Raw genomic sequence first — 13993 nt, forward strand, 5'->3', positions numbered from 1 at the left:
AATGTGCGCATTTTGCTTTCAAATCACATAATTCACTATCACCACTACCGCGCATTTATTACACTTTGCGCGTTTTTTCATTTGTTAAGAGATTGCATGCAGAACCGTTTATCTTCAGGCGCCCGCTTGGGGCGTCAGGCATTACTTTTCCCTCTCTGTCTGGTGCTTTACGAATTCTCTACATATATCGGTAACGATATGATCCAACCCGGAATGTTGGCGGTGGTGGAGCAATATCAGGCCGGTTTAGATTGGGTTCCAACCTCCATGACCGCCTATTTGGCTGGCGGCATGTTTTTACAGTGGTTGTTAGGGCCGCTGTCGGACCGTGTTGGTCGTCGTCCGGTGATGTTAACCGGCGTGCTCTGGTTCATTGTGACCTGTCTTGCGACCCTGCTTGCGCAGAATATTGAGCAGTTTACTTTCCTGCGTTTTTTACAGGGGATTAGCCTGTGCTTTATTGGTGCGGTAGGTTACGCCGCAATTCAGGAGTCCTTTGAAGAAGCGGTGTGCATTAAAATCACTGCGCTAATGGCAAACGTAGCATTGATTGCACCGCTTTTGGGGCCGTTGGTTGGGGCCGCCTGGGTACATGTTCTGCCGTGGGAAGGCATGTTTGTTCTGTTTGCCGCGCTGGCTGCAATCGCCTTTTTTGGCCTGCAGCGCGCGATGCCGGAAACGGCTACCCGACTGGGCGAGAAGCTTTCCATCAAAGAGTTGGGCAAAGATTATAAGCTGGTGCTAAAGAATGTGCGTTTTGTCGCAGGCGCACTGGCATTGGGCTTTGTCAGTCTGCCATTGCTGGCGTGGATTGCGCAGTCCCCGATCATTATTATCAGTGGCGAACATCTCAGCAGCTACGAATATGGCCTGCTGCAGGTGCCGATTTTTGGCGCACTGATTGCCGGTAACCTGGTGCTGGCGCGTCTGACATCACGTCGCACGGTGCGCTCGCTGATTATCATGGGGGGCTGGCCAATCTCTGTGGGATTGATCATTGCCGCCGCAGCCACGGTTTTTTCTTCTCATGCGTATCTGTGGATGACGGCAGGTTTAAGTCTTTATGCGTTTGGCATTGGCGTGGCGAATGCCGGGCTGGTGCGCCTGACGCTGTTTGCCAGTGAAATGAGCAAAGGGACAGTTTCAGCAGCAATGGGTATGCTGCAAATGTTGATATTTACCGTCGGTATTGAGCTGAGCAAACATGCTTATCTGCTGGGTGGCAACGGCTTGTTCAGTCTGTTTAATCTGGCCAGCGGTGTGCTGTGGCTGATTCTGATGGTTATCTTCCTGAAAGATAAACGGGTTGGGGATTCCCGGGAAGGCTAAAGCCCGGTTGCCCGGGCCTGGTAGAAACTTAGTGGTGATCGTCAATCTGATGTTCGATGATCATGCCTTCACCGACGCTGGCAACATGACGCGCATACGGATGTGCGCGGTAAACAGGGGCTGGAGTGGCTGCCGGAGCAACATACACCGTTTGTGGCGCGGTAGTCACACTGACCGCCTGCGGAACGCTGACGGAAGAGGGCACGATCACCACTTTATAACCGCTTGGTACATCAACGGTAACGCTTTGTGCAAATACTGACCCTGCAAACCCCAGCAACACTGTTGCCATCAGTACACTTTTTTTCATAATTTGCTCACCTGAAATATTCACTGGAAGTAATAATCCAGCGGGTTAATTTGAGGCGGATTATGAATATATCATGCTGTCCTTTTGTTGCCGTCTGTGCTGATGCGTTAACGGGTAAAGGGCGCCTCATTTTTTAGTACGCGATCTATAACATTCAGCACGCCTTCTTCGTTATTCGAACCCGCACGATATTTTGCTGCCAGAACAACAGGTTCGTGAGCGTTGGCCATTGCGAAGCTAAATCCAGCCTGGCGTAGCATCTCAATATCATTTCCGCCATCGCCAAACACGACAACCTCATCGTCGGTAATATTCCAGCGTTGTTGCAGCAGGCGTAGACCGTTGGCTTTATGAACACCAGGAATAATTAAATCGATACTGCCGTATCCGGTATGCACCGGTACCATAATGCCGCCAATCGCCTCATGAAGATCTGCCTGTACCTGGGGAATGCGATCGTCGGAGATATTCAGGCCAAATTTGAAGAATACATCGTTGATGTTGTCGAAGTTATCGACAAACTCAAGACGGTGATAATACATGGCAGAGATGGATTTATGCTCATCGCTGTACTGCTTCAGGGTGTAGGCGCTGCTTTTACCGCAGGCGATAATATCAATGTCCGTGCGGGTCAGCAGATGCTCCACGATGGTCTGGAAATCGTCTTTTGCCAGTTCACCGTTAAAAATATCTTCCCCTTCGCTGACCACCCAGCCACCGTTTTCCGCCACAAATGAGATTTCGTCGGCCAGTTCGGGGAAAAAAGAGATCAACTGGTAATACTGATTGCCGCTGGCGACCACAAAACGGATCCCTTGTGCTTTCATTTGACGGTACTGCGCCATAAACCGCTCACGATTATAGGTTTTTTGGTCGCTTAAAAACGTACCGTCCATGTCTACTGCAATTAACTTGATACCCATTAGCCGTTCTCCATCACAGTGGTATTTTTGACATCCGGTTTAGCTACAGCCTTCGCTACGATGGCGGCGACAAGCACCAGCGCCAGCACAACCAACATGGCGCTGCGCAGGCCGTAGTGTTCACCCAGGTAGCCCAGCAGCGGCGGTCCAACCAGGAACGCCAGATAGCCGGTGGTTGCGACAACGCTGACGCGGGTTGGCGCATCGGGGCCGGTGTCGCTGGCAGCCGAAATGGTCAGTGGGAAGCCGAGCGACGCGCCGAGTCCCCACAGAATAACGGAAACTCCGGCTACCCATGTGCTGTCGACAAAAATGATCAGGCTGATACCGAGTGCGCCCATCAGCGCACTGGCGCGTACCACTGTCACACGGCTGTAGCGGTCGATGAACCAGCCGCCGGTGAAGCGCCCGACGGTCATACCGAGCGTAAAGCCGGCATAAATCAGCGATCCAGATGTCGGGCTAAATCCATGCCCATCAACCATCAGTAATGGAAGCCAGTCGTTGGCAGAACCTTCAGCAAATGCCATTGCGAGCACCACGACGCCAATCAGCAATAACTGGATATCGCGATAGAATGGCAAGCCTTTTTCGCTGGAGTGAGAGCCGTCAGCGGCATTTTTACCCGTGCCGTCAGGAATCGCCTTGATGGCGATGAAGATAGGGGTGAGAGCTACCAGCGCCGCCAGCAGAATATGCGCGGTTGCCGGGACGCTGAAGGCGGTAAGCATCATCCCGACGCCTGCGCCCGCCAGCGTTCCCAGGCTGTAAAAACCATGCATCATCGGCAGCACGGTTTTATTCATTTCGCGCTCAACCGCTGCGCCTTCGACGTTGATGGCCACTTCAGCCGCGCCAAAACTGGCGCCAAACACGCACAGACCAAACGCAAACAGCCAGGCGGAATGCAGCCATAATGCGAGGCTGAGAATTGTCATTCCCAGAACCGCGCATGACATGGTGGCGCGGATGACGTTTCGCGTGCCAAATCGTTTCACCAGCCAGGCCGAACAAAGAATGCCACTCATCGAGCCAATTGAGAGTCCAAACAGCACCGCGCCCATTTCAGCGGTGGAAATAGAGAGGATATCTCGGATGGCAGGGGTACGCGTCGCCCAGGAAGCCATTAATAATCCTGGTAAAAAGAAGAACGTGAAAAGCGCCCACATACGGCGTCTTAAGGCTTTGCGTGATGAGATGCCAGTCATGAATTCGAGCCAAAGAAAAGAGGGAAGAAGACAACATTAGCAAGGTTGTGTACATTTGTACACAAATGCAAGAAGAGGTAATGCAGTGCGACGCGCGAACGATCCACAACGACGGGATAAAATAGTCCAGGCCACGCTGGATGCGGTTATAATCCATGGTGTTCATGGGGTTACACACCGGAAAATCGCCATGATTGCCGAGGTGCCGCTGGGCTCAATGACCTATTACTTTTCGGGAATAGATGAGCTTTTAATGGAGGCATTCGAGCGTTTTACTGACACCATGTCTGTGCAATATCAGGCATTTTTTGCCGGTGTTGAAAATGCGCCACAGGCCTGCCATGCCATTACCGATATGATCTATAGCTCCCAGGTCACGACGCCTGGTAATATGGAACTCATGTACCAATTGTATGCGTTTGCCAGTCGTAAACCGGCGTTAAAGACGGTTATGCAAAACTGGATGTTACGCAGTCAGCAGACGCTGGAGCAGTGGTTCGAACCGATTACCGCGCGGGCGCTGGATGCGTTTATCGAGGGGATGACGCTGCATTTTGTCACGGACAAAAAACCGCTGCAGCGAGAAGATATCTTGCTGATGGTGGCGCGTATTGCCGGGCTGCCACGTTCTTGAGCTGTATCAATAAGGTTTGTCGAGGCGGGTAATCACCTGACGTAAAAAATCGATGACTTTTCCAGCCTCGGTGGTCAGCGGTTGGTGTGTTGCTTTAACGGTGCCGACATCCATGTAAGTAATAAAATCATCAATCGTTCTGCGCATAACGCGCAGTCCGTCCAGTGACCACGGGCGATATACCAGATCGGATAAAATGGTGATCCCTCGGCCTTTGGCAACCAGGCTGCGTACCGCCTCAAAAGAGTTGCTGCGAAAGCAGATGTTGGGTACGTAGCCACGCTGTTGCCAGTACTCTGTGATGACGTCAGGATACTTGTCGGTTTCCAGCAGTAAAAACGGCAACTTGCCAACATCTTTCAACCGGATAGAGGACTGGCTCTGTAGCGGATGTCCGATCGACGTCCACAGACGTCGCTGGGAGCGAATAAAGGTTTCGATATCCAGATCGGCGTCGTGGCTGATGTTTGAGGTAAGCAGCAGACAAAAATCGACCTGTTTGTCCCGCAGTGCCTGTATTAATTCTGGCGCTGTGGCTTCATGAAAAACGATCTCAAGAAGAGGAAAACGGCGTTCAATGTCGCCAAGAATATCAGGTATCAGATAAGCGGAGAGCGTTTCTGCGACGCCGATACGCACCATTCCGGTAAGGATATCACTTGTATCTTGCAGGGAATCAATCGCAACGCGACTGCTGTTGATAATGTTACAGGCATGATTCAGAAAGCGCTCACCCTCGACGGTAAGCTTGACCCCTTTGGGATAGCGCACAAAAAGCTGTACGTTTAGCGCTTCTTCCAGGTTGCGCATGGCAATGGTCATTGATGACTGGGAGATATGACAACGCGCTGCAGCTTTGGAAATTTGTAATGTTTCTGTAAGTGCAATGTAAAATTCCAGTTGCCTGAGCGTAAATTTCATAGTTTTAATCTATCCACCTGGATAAAAAGGTTATATTAGCATTCATTCTGACGCCGCCGTAGCCTTGTTGTAATACAGAGAATGTGACAACAAGGCGGATAACATGCCCTATATTTTACTCAGTCTGGCAGCCTGTTTTTGGGGCGGAAACTATGTGGTTGGCCATATATTGGTCGCTGATGTTAATCCTATCGTTTTATCAGCAGCACGCTGGATTTTTACTGCTCTGGTGTTAATGACGCTTTATTTTCGCCAGGTCGCAGAACAGTGGCCAATGATGAAAAGATCCTTTGGCACTATCGCATTCCTGGCGCTTTGTGGTCAGGTTCTTTTTCCGTTGACCTTGTACATTGGCCTGCAATACACGTCATCATTGAATGCCGCAATTTATATGTCGACGACGCCCGCGATAGTATTACTTATTAATAAGCTCTTTTTTAACGAGCTTATTTCCACGCGCAATATTGCCGGAGTGATCCTCAGTACCCTTGGTGTTATCTGGCTGGTGTCACAGGGAGATCTGAAACATGCGCAGGTGCTTAATCATCTGAATCAGGGCGATCTCTGGACTATGGGTTCAGCGCTCAGTTGGGCGGTCTATTGTGCTTTTCTGCGGATTAAACCGCGAGCGGTGAAGGGAAACGCATTTGTTGCCGTCAGTGCACTATTGGGTGCTATCGCGCTTATTCCTGTTCTGGGCTTTGAACTGATGCGCAATGGCATGCCTGACTGGCATCATTATGCAAATTATGAGGTCATAACCGGATTAGCCTATCTGATTATTTTCCCTTCCTGGTTTTCATACTTACTGTGGAACAAAGGCATTAGCGCCATTGGTGCCACGCGCGGTGAAATCTATTCGCATTTGATTCCACTGAGTGGAGGGTTCTTCAGCGTAGTATTTTTAAACGTCACGCTGCATTCATATCATTTGGTAAGCGCGCTGGTTATCGTCTGCGGTATTACGCTGTGTTCTCGCTCGACAAAATACAATGCGGCGCAGCAGCCTTCGGTGTGAAAAGGTCGAAATCAGCCGACGATGTGTCCGAGGTGTTCTGGTATTGCCATAGGCGCTGCGGGAGCGACAACGGTAAGAATAAAGCCCGCACGATTGCCGCCCATGTGTGACGTTACGGCTTTTGCGATATTGAACTGTGTCGAGAGGAAAGGGGTGATACCGCTCATAAAACCGGAGAGGGATAATGCCTCGATGCGCTTGCCCTGCTCATGCATAAAACCGGTCGCGTTGACCACCACATCTATTCCACCGGTTTGCTGGATAAGGCGAGTAACTTGTTTTGATGCGTCGTGTTCGTCGAGAACATCGGTAATAAAAGTTTCGACTGCGCCACCCGCCGTTCTGATGCTGCTGGCGGTCCAATCCAGCTTTTCCTGACGGCGCGCGCCCAGATACACATGGGCACCTTCGCGCGCCATAGTATGCGCAACTGCACTACCAATAGCGCCGCTGCCACCGAAGATCACCGTGACTTTGCCTGCGAGTAACATAGCAACCCCCCATCACCATTTAGCACCGAGTAAAAGTATGTGCCATAACCGGCATGCTGCAAATTTGGGGAGGAATTTCGGGGGGGGAGCTAAAATCCAGGCAACAAAAAACCCATCAACCTTGAACCAAAACGGCGGGGTTGATGGGCTCCACAAATTGGGGACATCAAAGAAAAGCAGTGGCAATAGTTATGACTGACGCCTTTAAGAAAAGTTCTGCTTACCTGCAAAAATTTTCATTAAAAGCAAAAAAACAGTTCTAACCGATGCCAGGCCAGATGATGACGATGAGTGTCCCCGCCAGCGTCAACAGAACGTTAGCAATCGCGTATGTGCCCGCATAGCCTAAAGCAGGAATGTTGCTGCGCGCGGTATCACTGATGATTTCCATTGCTGGCGCACAGGTACGCGCCCCCATCATCGCCCCGAACAGCAGGGCCCGGTTCATGCGCAATACATAAGCCCCAAACAAGAAACAGATGATTACTGGAACCAGGCTGACAATCAGACCCGAAATCAGCATTTGGCCACCCACTGCGCCGAGGCCATTACCAATGCCGCTACCTGCGCTTAAGCCGACACCAGCCATAAAGACCATCAGGCCAAACTCTTTGACCATGTTCAGCGCACCTTGAGGGATGTAGCCAAACGTTGGATGGTTAGCACGCAGGAATCCCAGCATAATTCCGGCGAAGAGCAATCCGGCCGCGTTGCCGATACCGAAGCTGAAGTTACTGAACTGGAAGGTGATCATCCCGATCATCAGGCCAATAATAAAGAATGCGCAGAAAGCCAGCAGATCGGTCACCTGGCTGTGAATTGAAATAAAGCCGATACGATCGGCAATGGTTTTCACACGGCGCGCATCGCCACTGACCTGTAATACATCGCCTTTATTAAGTACGACGTTGTCGTCAATGGGCATCTCGATCTGGCTGCGGATCACGCGGTTCAGGAAGCAGCCATGGTCGGTCAGCTTCAACTGAGCCAGACGACGACCTACGGCATTGTGGTTTTTCACCACAATCTCTTCAGTGACGATACGCATATCGAGCAGATCGCGATCGAACACCTCTTTACCGTTACGGAAGCTGGGGTCGAGGCGAGCATGTGCATCCGGGTAGCCCACTAAGGCAATTTCATCGCCCATTTGCAGCACTGCGTCACCGTCCGGGTTGGCCAGAATACCGTTGCGGCGGATACGTTCAATATAACAACCGGTCTGGCGGTAGATGCCCAGCTCGCGCAGATTTTTCCCGTCAGCCCATGCAACCAGTTCCGGGCCGACACGGTAGGCGCGGATCACCGGTAGATAAACCTTACGGTTGGCGTCAGTGTCGAGCCCACGCTCACGCGCGATTTGTTGGGCGCTGGTTTGCAGATCCTGATGCTGCAGTTTTGGCAGATAGCGCGCGCCAACAATCAGACTGACCAACCCAATTAAATAGGTGAGGGCGTAACCGAGGCTCAGGTTATCAAGGGCGGTGGATAGCTGTGTACCTTCCATCCCTGAATGGCGCAACGTATCGCCCGCGCCGACCAGAACGGGCGTAGACGTCATTGAACCAGCCAACATGCCTGCCGTCAGGCCGATATCCCAGCCAAATAGCTTACCCAGTCCCAGGGCGATCAGCAGTGCACTACCGACCATCACCAGTGCAAGCATCAGGTAATTTTTCCCATCCCGAAAAAAAATCGAAAAAAAGTTGGGACCGGCTTCCACCCCGACACAAAAAATAAACAGCATAAAGCCAAGATTTAATGCGTCAGTGTTAATACTAAAGTGCTGCTGACCTAATAATAGGGAGACCACTAAAACGCCAATGGAATTACCGAGTTGGACTGAACCCAGGCGTAATTTACCCAGACACAGGCCCAGAGCCAGGACCACAAATAATAACAGGATGTAATTCCCATTTAACAAATCTGCGACGTTTATATTCACGGAGGCTAACTTCTTGTTTACTAGTAAGCTATTGAAAGAAATGGCAATTTACGCTAATGTTTTTGCCAGAAATTAAGGGGCGACAGCATCGTACACAGCCCCAAATAATGCAGCACGACAATATATGCGGCTAGTTTAATCTCATTACGTATCAACGGCTATAAGAATCGTGTGGGTGTGTTTTTGGCATGGAATGCCGAGTAACTTTATCTGACTGGACGCCTACGGGCGAAAAGAGTGTTCGATAGAGAGGATGTCAGGAGGAACGATTGAAACATAAGCAAAGTTGGGCGGGTGCGATCTGCTGCTTTGTGCTCTTTATTGTAGTGTGTCTTTCATTGACGCTGAATATGAAAGGCGCATTTAGAGCGGCTGGGCATCCTGAGGTCGGGTTGTTGTTTTTTATTCTGCCTGGCGCTGTGGCAAGCTTTTTCTCCCACCGTCGCGAGGTGCTCAAACCCCTTCTTGGTGCAATACTGGCAGCGCCGTGCTGTTTGTTACTGATGCGGTTCGTTTTTATGCCGACGCGTTCGCTGTGGCAAGAGCTGGCATGGTTGTTCAGTGCAGTGTTTTGGTGTGCGCTTGGGGCATTGTGTTTTTTATTTATCAGTAGCTTATTCAACCAGCGTCAGCGGCGGAAAAAAAACTGATGACGCCCTCCAGCGGAGGGCGTAGAAACAGTTATCAGGCGAACAGATTCATATTCTCTTTTGCCCACGCTTCAAAATCCGTGCAGCCGCCGATGTGTTGTTGATCAACGAAAATCTGCGGAACGGTTTCAACTGGCTTACCTACCGTTTTTTCCAGATCTGCTTTAGTAATACCTTCGGCATGGATATCAATGTAGCGGAAGTTAAAATCGTCATGCTCATTGCTTAATTTTTCTGCTAATTCTTTTGCGCGCACGCAATACGGGCACCCTGGGCGACCAAAAATAACGGCAAACATCTCTCTCTCCTCGAGCTTATCAGGCCGGATGGCAATACTTGTTATGATGCCGCGATTTGTGACGGATGGAAAGCAGGTTCAGCCTGTTGCTTTGATATCCTCAAGCTATAACTGTTAAACACGACAAGGCGGAACGTTTTATAATGAAAGCCATTTCGCCGGGAGGCCGCTTATGCGCACAATTGGTGTATTACCCAAAAGTGTATTGATGCTGGAAATAATAGGGATGGTTTTGTTATCGCTGGCGCTGCTATCGCTTAACGATTATCTCACCTTACCCGCACCGCTTAGCAGCCCGTTAGCCTGCGTGGTAATGATATTTCTGGGCGTGCTGCTGATGCTTCCCGCCGCGGTGGTATTGATGTTGCGCATTGCGCAGCTGTTGGCACCGCAGCTGATGCCGCGTGCTCCCGACGCTTCTTCCCATTCAGCCAGAGAAAAAAAAGATGACTCCAACCATTGATTTACTTCGCAGCCACCGTTCCATTCGCCATTTCACCGATGAAAGTATTTCGGACGCACAGCGTGAGGCGATTATTGCTGCCGCTCAAGGGACATCAAGCTCAAGTTTTTTGCAGTGCACGACGATAATTCGTATTACCGATCAAAGTCTGCGTGAGTCCCTGGTGACCTTATCCGGAGGACAAAAGCACGTCGCACAGGCCGCTGAATTCTGGGTTTTTTGCGCTGATTTTAATCGCCATTTGCAGATTTGCCCCGATGCGCAACTGGGGTTGGCGGAGCAACTGTTGCTTGGCGTGGTTGATACGGCGATGATGGCGCAAAATGCGCTGACAGCGGCTGAATCGCTGGGACTTGGCGGTGTGTTCATTGGCGGTCTGCGCAACAATATTGAGCCGGTAACGGAATTACTGACGCTGCCGAAGCATGTTTTGCCACTGTTTGGCCTGTGTCTCGGCTGGCCTGCGGATAACCCGGACATCAAGCCCCGGCTGCCAGCAACACTGGTGGTGCATGAAAACCATTACCAGCCGCTCGATCAGGATGTTTTGTCGCAATATGACGAACAGCTTGCGCAGTACTATCTGACCCGTGGTAGCAACACGCGTCGCGATACCTGGAGCGATCATATTCGCCGCACCATCATTAAAGAAAGCCGTCCCTTTATCCTGGAATATTTACATAAACAGGGATGGGCGACGCGCTAAAGCGTTTAACCCAGTGTATGATACGCCAGCTTTTACCAGGTCTTTTAGAGAGGTGCAGGGTGAAAATTGCCATTTTGTCCCGGGATGGAACGCTCTATTCTTGCAAACGCCTGCGTGAAGCGGCGATGCAACGCGGTCACCTGGTTGAAGTTATCGATCCTCTTTCTTGTTATATGAACATTAGCCCGGCAGCGTCTTCTATCCATTATAAAGGCCGCCAGCTTCCCCATTTTGACGCGGTCATTCCAAGAATTGGCTCAGCCATTACCTTCTACGGTACGGCGGCATTACGCCAGTTTGAGATGCTGGGTAGCTATCCGCTGAATGAGTCAGTAGCGATTACCCGCGCACGCGATAAGCTGCGTTCGTTACAACTGTTGGCGCGACAGGGAATTGACCTGCCCATTACCGGAATAGCCCACTCGCCGGACGATACCAGCGATATGATTGATATGGTCGGCGGTGCACCGCTGGTGGTGAAACTGGTGGAGGGGACTCAAGGAATCGGTGTGGTATTGGCCGAAACGCGCCAGGCCGCAGAGAGCGTAGTGGATGCATTTCGTGGTCTGAATGCCCATATTCTGGTCCAGGAATATATCGAAGAGGCGAAGGGGCGAGATATTCGCTGTTTTGTGGTGGGAGACGAGGTGGTGGCCGCCATTGAGCGCCGGGCGAAAGAGGGCGATTTTCGTTCTAACTTGCATCGCGGCGGGGTCGCCACTATTGCCAATATCACGCTGCAGGAAAGGGACATTGCGCTTAAAGCTGCCCGCACGATGGGGCTTGATGTTGCTGGCGTCGATATCCTGCGTGCAGAACGCGGACCGCTGGTTATGGAGGTCAACGCTTCTCCAGGGCTGGAGGGCGTGGAAAAAACCACAGGGATAGATATTGCTGCGCGAATGATCCAGTGGATCGAGCGTCATGCTACTCCTGAATTTTGTCTTAAAATCGGCGGCTAAACGCAATATCGATAGCGATCGTGGTATGACACGGTCTTTTTGCGTAAGCTGTGCCGGTAATTTTTTCATCAATAGAGGTCGCACATTATTATGACATCACTGGTCGTTCCCACTCTGGATACGTTGCGTCAATGGCTCGACGACCTGGGCATGAGTTTTTTTGAATGTGATACCTGTCAGGCGCTGCATTTACCGCACATGCAGAACTTCGATGGCATTTTTGATGCAAAAATTGATCTGGTGGATAACGTCATTCTATTTTCCGCGATGGCGGAAGTCAGACCTTCAGCGCTGCTGCCGCTGGCCGCCGATCTGTCCGCAATCAATGCCAGCTCGCTGACGGTAAAGGCCTTTCTGGATATGCAGGATGATAATCTGCCAAAGCTGGTGGTTTGTCAGTCGTTATCCGTTATGCCGGGTGTGACGTTTGAACAGTTTGAATGTTTTGTGCGTCAGAGCGAAGAACAGATATCGATGGTGATCCTTGAAGCCGGGGCACATCAGTTGTTGTTTAATGCCGAAGAAGACGGGCAAAACGGCAATGCAGAGGTGCATTTCCTCCATTAATCGTTCCTGATTTTGGGTATCTATAGCGTAGCCGCTGCCAGAGCGGTTGCGTATTTCACGTTTTTATTCTGCATTTAACCTTTTCTTAAAGAATTATTCACTTCGATTCAGTCTCTATCGCTTTACGTCATAGACAAAACCTGCATAAAAAATTGATAAAAGACGTTTTTTTATCTGGGCTATATCCTCGAATCCTGGCTAAAGTTATTCTTGCAAGGCTTATAAACGTCACCGTTCAATGTGTCCACTATGAGCTATCTGTGGCTGTATGCATGTTGAATGAGTCAGCGGATATCAGCGAGCAATAGCGGCGGGGAGAGAGACCTCTCTTTCATTGGTGCCGAATGAAATAATATGCACGTTTCTTGCATATCATTAGAGTGTGACTTTTTTGTTCGTTTGTTAACGAACTTTCAGAAGGAAAGAGATTATGACCGCATTAAATAAAAAATGGTTATCAGGCCTGGTTGCGGGTGCTCTGATGGCCATCTCTGCCGGCACGCTCGCTGCTGAACAAAAAACGCTGCATATTTATAACTGGTCTGATTATATTGCCCCGGATACGGTGGCTAATTTTGAAAAAGAGACCGGAATTAAAGTTATTTATGACGTATTTGATTCCAATGAAGTCCTGGAAGGTAAGCTCATGGCTGGCAGCACCGGTTTTGACCTTGTTGTCCCGTCAGCCAGTTTCCTCGAACGGCAACTGACCGCGGGCGTTTTTCAGCCCCTGGATAAGAGCAAACTGCCAGGCTGGAAAAACCTCGATCCTGAACTGCTGAAACTGGTGGGTAAACACGATCCAGACAATAAGTTTGCTATGCCGTATATGTGGGCAACCACCGGTATTGGCTACAACGTGGATAAAGTTAAAGCGGTGCTGGGTGCGGATGCCCCGGTTAACAGCTGGGATTTGATCCTGAAACCGGAGAATCTGGAAAAACTCAAAAGCTGCGGTGTCTCTTTCCTCGATGCGCCTGAAGAAGTGTTTGCCACTGTGCTGAACTATTTGGGTAAAGATCCAAACAGTACCAAAGCGGATGATTACACCGGGCCGGCAACCGATTTGCTGTTGAAACTGCGTCCGAATATCCGTTATTTCCACTCCTCGCAATACATTAACGATCTGGCAAATGGTGATACCTGTGTCGCGATTGGCTGGGCAGGGGATGTATGGCAGGCCGCAAACCGTGCGAAAGAAGCGAAAAATGGCGTCAATATCTCCTTCTCGATTCCCAAAGAGGGGGCGATGGCGTTCTTTGATGTGTTCGCGATGCCTGCAGATGCGAAAAACAAAGACGAAGCCTATCAGTTCCTCAATTACCTGCTGCGCCCTGATGTGATTGCGCATATTTCCGACCACGTGTTCTATGCCAATGCCAACAAAGAAGCGACAGCACTGGTCAGCCAGGAAGTTCGCGACAATCCTGGTATTTACCCGCCTGCGGATGTCCGCGCCAAGCTGTTCACGCTGAAAGTTCAGGATCCGAAGATTGATCGTGTCCGTACTCGCGCCTGGACGAAGGTAAAAAGCGGGAAATAACCTGATGTACGGGACGTGACCCGGC

15 protein-coding genes and 1 pseudogene are annotated in these 13993 nt (G+C 50.5%); 9 read left to right on the forward strand and 7 right to left on the reverse strand.

Features of this window, described 5'->3' with window-relative positions:
• The first annotated feature begins 96 nt into the window (after window positions 1-96).
• Window positions 97-1329 carry an MFS transporter gene (locus OGX91_RS11080; protein WP_040230458.1) on the forward strand — a complete coding sequence of 411 codons (1233 nt, stop codon included), beginning with the start codon at window positions 97-99 and terminating at the stop codon, window positions 1327-1329.
• Window positions 1330-1357: 28 nt separating this feature from the next.
• Here the strand turns inward: OGX91_RS11080 and OGX91_RS11085 are convergent, their stop codons facing one another.
• From OGX91_RS11085 to OGX91_RS11095, 3 genes are all read right to left on the reverse strand, one after another.
• A complete protein-coding gene (locus tag OGX91_RS11085) occupies window positions 1358-1639 on the reverse strand; it encodes a hypothetical protein (protein WP_040230459.1) in 282 nt (93 codons plus the stop codon).
• 107 nt (window positions 1640-1746) lie between these two features.
• Entirely contained in the window at window positions 1747-2562 is an 816-nt protein-coding gene (locus OGX91_RS11090) for a Cof-type HAD-IIB family hydrolase (protein WP_286626249.1), read from the reverse strand.
• Window positions 2562-3770 (reverse strand): MFS transporter, encoded by a 1209-nt coding sequence (locus tag OGX91_RS11095; RefSeq protein WP_286626251.1) that lies wholly within the window; start codon window positions 3768-3770, stop codon window positions 2562-2564. The genes OGX91_RS11090 and OGX91_RS11095 overlap by 1 nt, the downstream gene beginning before the upstream one ends.
• An 85-nt stretch (window positions 3771-3855) precedes the next feature.
• On the opposite strand from OGX91_RS11095, the gene OGX91_RS11100 reads away from it, so the two are divergent.
• Window positions 3856-4404, forward strand: coding sequence for a TetR/AcrR family transcriptional regulator (locus OGX91_RS11100; RefSeq protein ID WP_286626253.1), 549 nt, complete (start codon window positions 3856-3858; stop codon window positions 4402-4404).
• A 6-nt stretch (window positions 4405-4410) separates the two neighbouring features.
• On the opposite strand, the gene OGX91_RS11105 is transcribed toward OGX91_RS11100, so the two are convergent.
• The gene (locus OGX91_RS11105; protein ID WP_286626255.1) at window positions 4411-5325 is read right to left on the reverse strand and encodes a LysR family transcriptional regulator; all 915 of its coding nucleotides are present in this window, start codon (window positions 5323-5325) and stop codon (window positions 4411-4413) included.
• Between the two features lie 103 nt (window positions 5326-5428).
• On the opposite strand from OGX91_RS11105, the gene OGX91_RS11110 reads away from it, so the two are divergent.
• Window positions 5429-6343: a DMT family transporter gene (locus OGX91_RS11110; protein ID WP_286626257.1), complete on the forward strand. Its 915-nt coding sequence runs from the start codon at window positions 5429-5431 to the stop codon at window positions 6341-6343.
• 14 nt (window positions 6344-6357) lie between these two features.
• Here the strand turns inward: OGX91_RS11110 and OGX91_RS11115 are convergent.
• Window positions 6358-6834: pseudogene (locus tag OGX91_RS11115) on the reverse strand (SDR family NAD(P)-dependent oxidoreductase); the annotation flags it as partial.
• A gap of 259 nt (window positions 6835-7093) precedes the next feature.
• Window positions 7094-8779, reverse strand: a complete 1686-nt coding sequence (locus tag OGX91_RS11120; protein ID WP_040233921.1) for an aspartate:alanine antiporter — start codon at window positions 8777-8779, stop codon at window positions 7094-7096.
• A gap of 269 nt (window positions 8780-9048) precedes the next feature.
• Here OGX91_RS11120 and OGX91_RS11125 point away from each other — a divergent pair, with 269 nt between their 5' ends.
• Complete coding sequence (locus OGX91_RS11125) at window positions 9049-9429, forward strand: inner membrane protein YbjM (RefSeq protein WP_040233923.1); 381 nt, start codon at window positions 9049-9051, stop codon at window positions 9427-9429.
• A gap of 34 nt (window positions 9430-9463) precedes the next feature.
• Here the strand turns inward: OGX91_RS11125 and OGX91_RS11130 are convergent, their stop codons facing one another.
• Window positions 9464-9727 carry a GrxA family glutaredoxin gene (locus tag OGX91_RS11130; RefSeq protein ID WP_005123606.1) on the reverse strand — a complete coding sequence of 88 codons (264 nt, stop codon included), beginning with the start codon at window positions 9725-9727 and terminating at the stop codon, window positions 9464-9466.
• A 172-nt stretch (window positions 9728-9899) separates the two neighbouring features.
• Between OGX91_RS11130 and OGX91_RS11135 the strand changes: the two genes are divergently transcribed.
• From OGX91_RS11135 to potF, 5 genes are all read left to right on the forward strand, one after another.
• A complete protein-coding gene (locus OGX91_RS11135; RefSeq protein WP_040233924.1) occupies window positions 9900-10190 on the forward strand; it encodes a DUF1418 family protein in 291 nt (96 codons plus the stop codon).
• Entirely contained in the window at window positions 10174-10896 is a 723-nt protein-coding gene (gene nfsA, locus OGX91_RS11140) for a nitroreductase NfsA (RefSeq protein ID WP_005123605.1), read from the forward strand. Before OGX91_RS11135 ends, nfsA begins: the two co-directional genes overlap by 17 nt.
• A 59-nt stretch (window positions 10897-10955) precedes the next feature.
• Window positions 10956-11858, forward strand: a complete 903-nt coding sequence (rimK, locus tag OGX91_RS11145; RefSeq protein WP_005123604.1) for a 30S ribosomal protein S6--L-glutamate ligase — start codon at window positions 10956-10958, stop codon at window positions 11856-11858.
• 90 nt (window positions 11859-11948) lie between these two features.
• The gene (locus tag OGX91_RS11150) at window positions 11949-12425 is read left to right on the forward strand and encodes a type III secretion system chaperone family protein (protein ID WP_005123602.1); all 477 of its coding nucleotides are present in this window, start codon (window positions 11949-11951) and stop codon (window positions 12423-12425) included.
• 430 nt (window positions 12426-12855) lie between these two features.
• Window positions 12856-13968: a spermidine/putrescine ABC transporter substrate-binding protein PotF gene (gene potF, locus OGX91_RS11155; protein WP_005123601.1), complete on the forward strand. Its 1113-nt coding sequence runs from the start codon at window positions 12856-12858 to the stop codon at window positions 13966-13968.
• Window positions 13969-13993: the final 25 nt, after the last annotated feature.

It is taken from the genome of Citrobacter sp. Cpa228, from assembly GCF_030333085.1.
GTDB classification, from domain to species: Bacteria; Pseudomonadota; Gammaproteobacteria; order Enterobacterales; family Enterobacteriaceae; genus Citrobacter; species Citrobacter pasteurii.

What these genes read in the sequence shown, in the direction of transcription:
- OGX91_RS11080 (WP_040230458.1), top strand. Translation starts at nt 97, where the DNA reads ATGCAGAACCGTTTATCTTCAGGCGCCCGCTTGGGGCGTCAGGCATTA.
- OGX91_RS11085 (WP_040230459.1), bottom strand. Translation starts at nt 1,639, where the DNA reads ATGAAAAAAAGTGTACTGATGGCAACAGTGTTGCTGGGGTTTGCAGGG.
- OGX91_RS11090 (WP_286626249.1), bottom strand. Translation starts at nt 2,562, where the DNA reads ATGGGTATCAAGTTAATTGCAGTAGACATGGACGGTACGTTTTTAAGC.
- OGX91_RS11095 (WP_286626251.1), bottom strand. Translation starts at nt 3,770, where the DNA reads ATGACTGGCATCTCATCACGCAAAGCCTTAAGACGCCGTATGTGGGCG.
- OGX91_RS11105 (WP_286626255.1), bottom strand. Translation starts at nt 5,325, where the DNA reads ATGAAATTTACGCTCAGGCAACTGGAATTTTACATTGCACTTACAGAA.
- OGX91_RS11110 (WP_286626257.1), top strand. Translation starts at nt 5,429, where the DNA reads ATGCCCTATATTTTACTCAGTCTGGCAGCCTGTTTTTGGGGCGGAAAC.
- OGX91_RS11130 (WP_005123606.1), bottom strand. Translation starts at nt 9,727, where the DNA reads ATGTTTGCCGTTATTTTTGGTCGCCCAGGGTGCCCGTATTGCGTGCGC.
- OGX91_RS11135 (WP_040233924.1), top strand. Translation starts at nt 9,900, where the DNA reads ATGCGCACAATTGGTGTATTACCCAAAAGTGTATTGATGCTGGAAATA.
- nfsA (WP_005123605.1), top strand. Translation starts at nt 10,174, where the DNA reads ATGACTCCAACCATTGATTTACTTCGCAGCCACCGTTCCATTCGCCAT.
- OGX91_RS11150 (WP_005123602.1), top strand. Translation starts at nt 11,949, where the DNA reads ATGACATCACTGGTCGTTCCCACTCTGGATACGTTGCGTCAATGGCTC.
- potF (WP_005123601.1), top strand. Translation starts at nt 12,856, where the DNA reads ATGACCGCATTAAATAAAAAATGGTTATCAGGCCTGGTTGCGGGTGCT.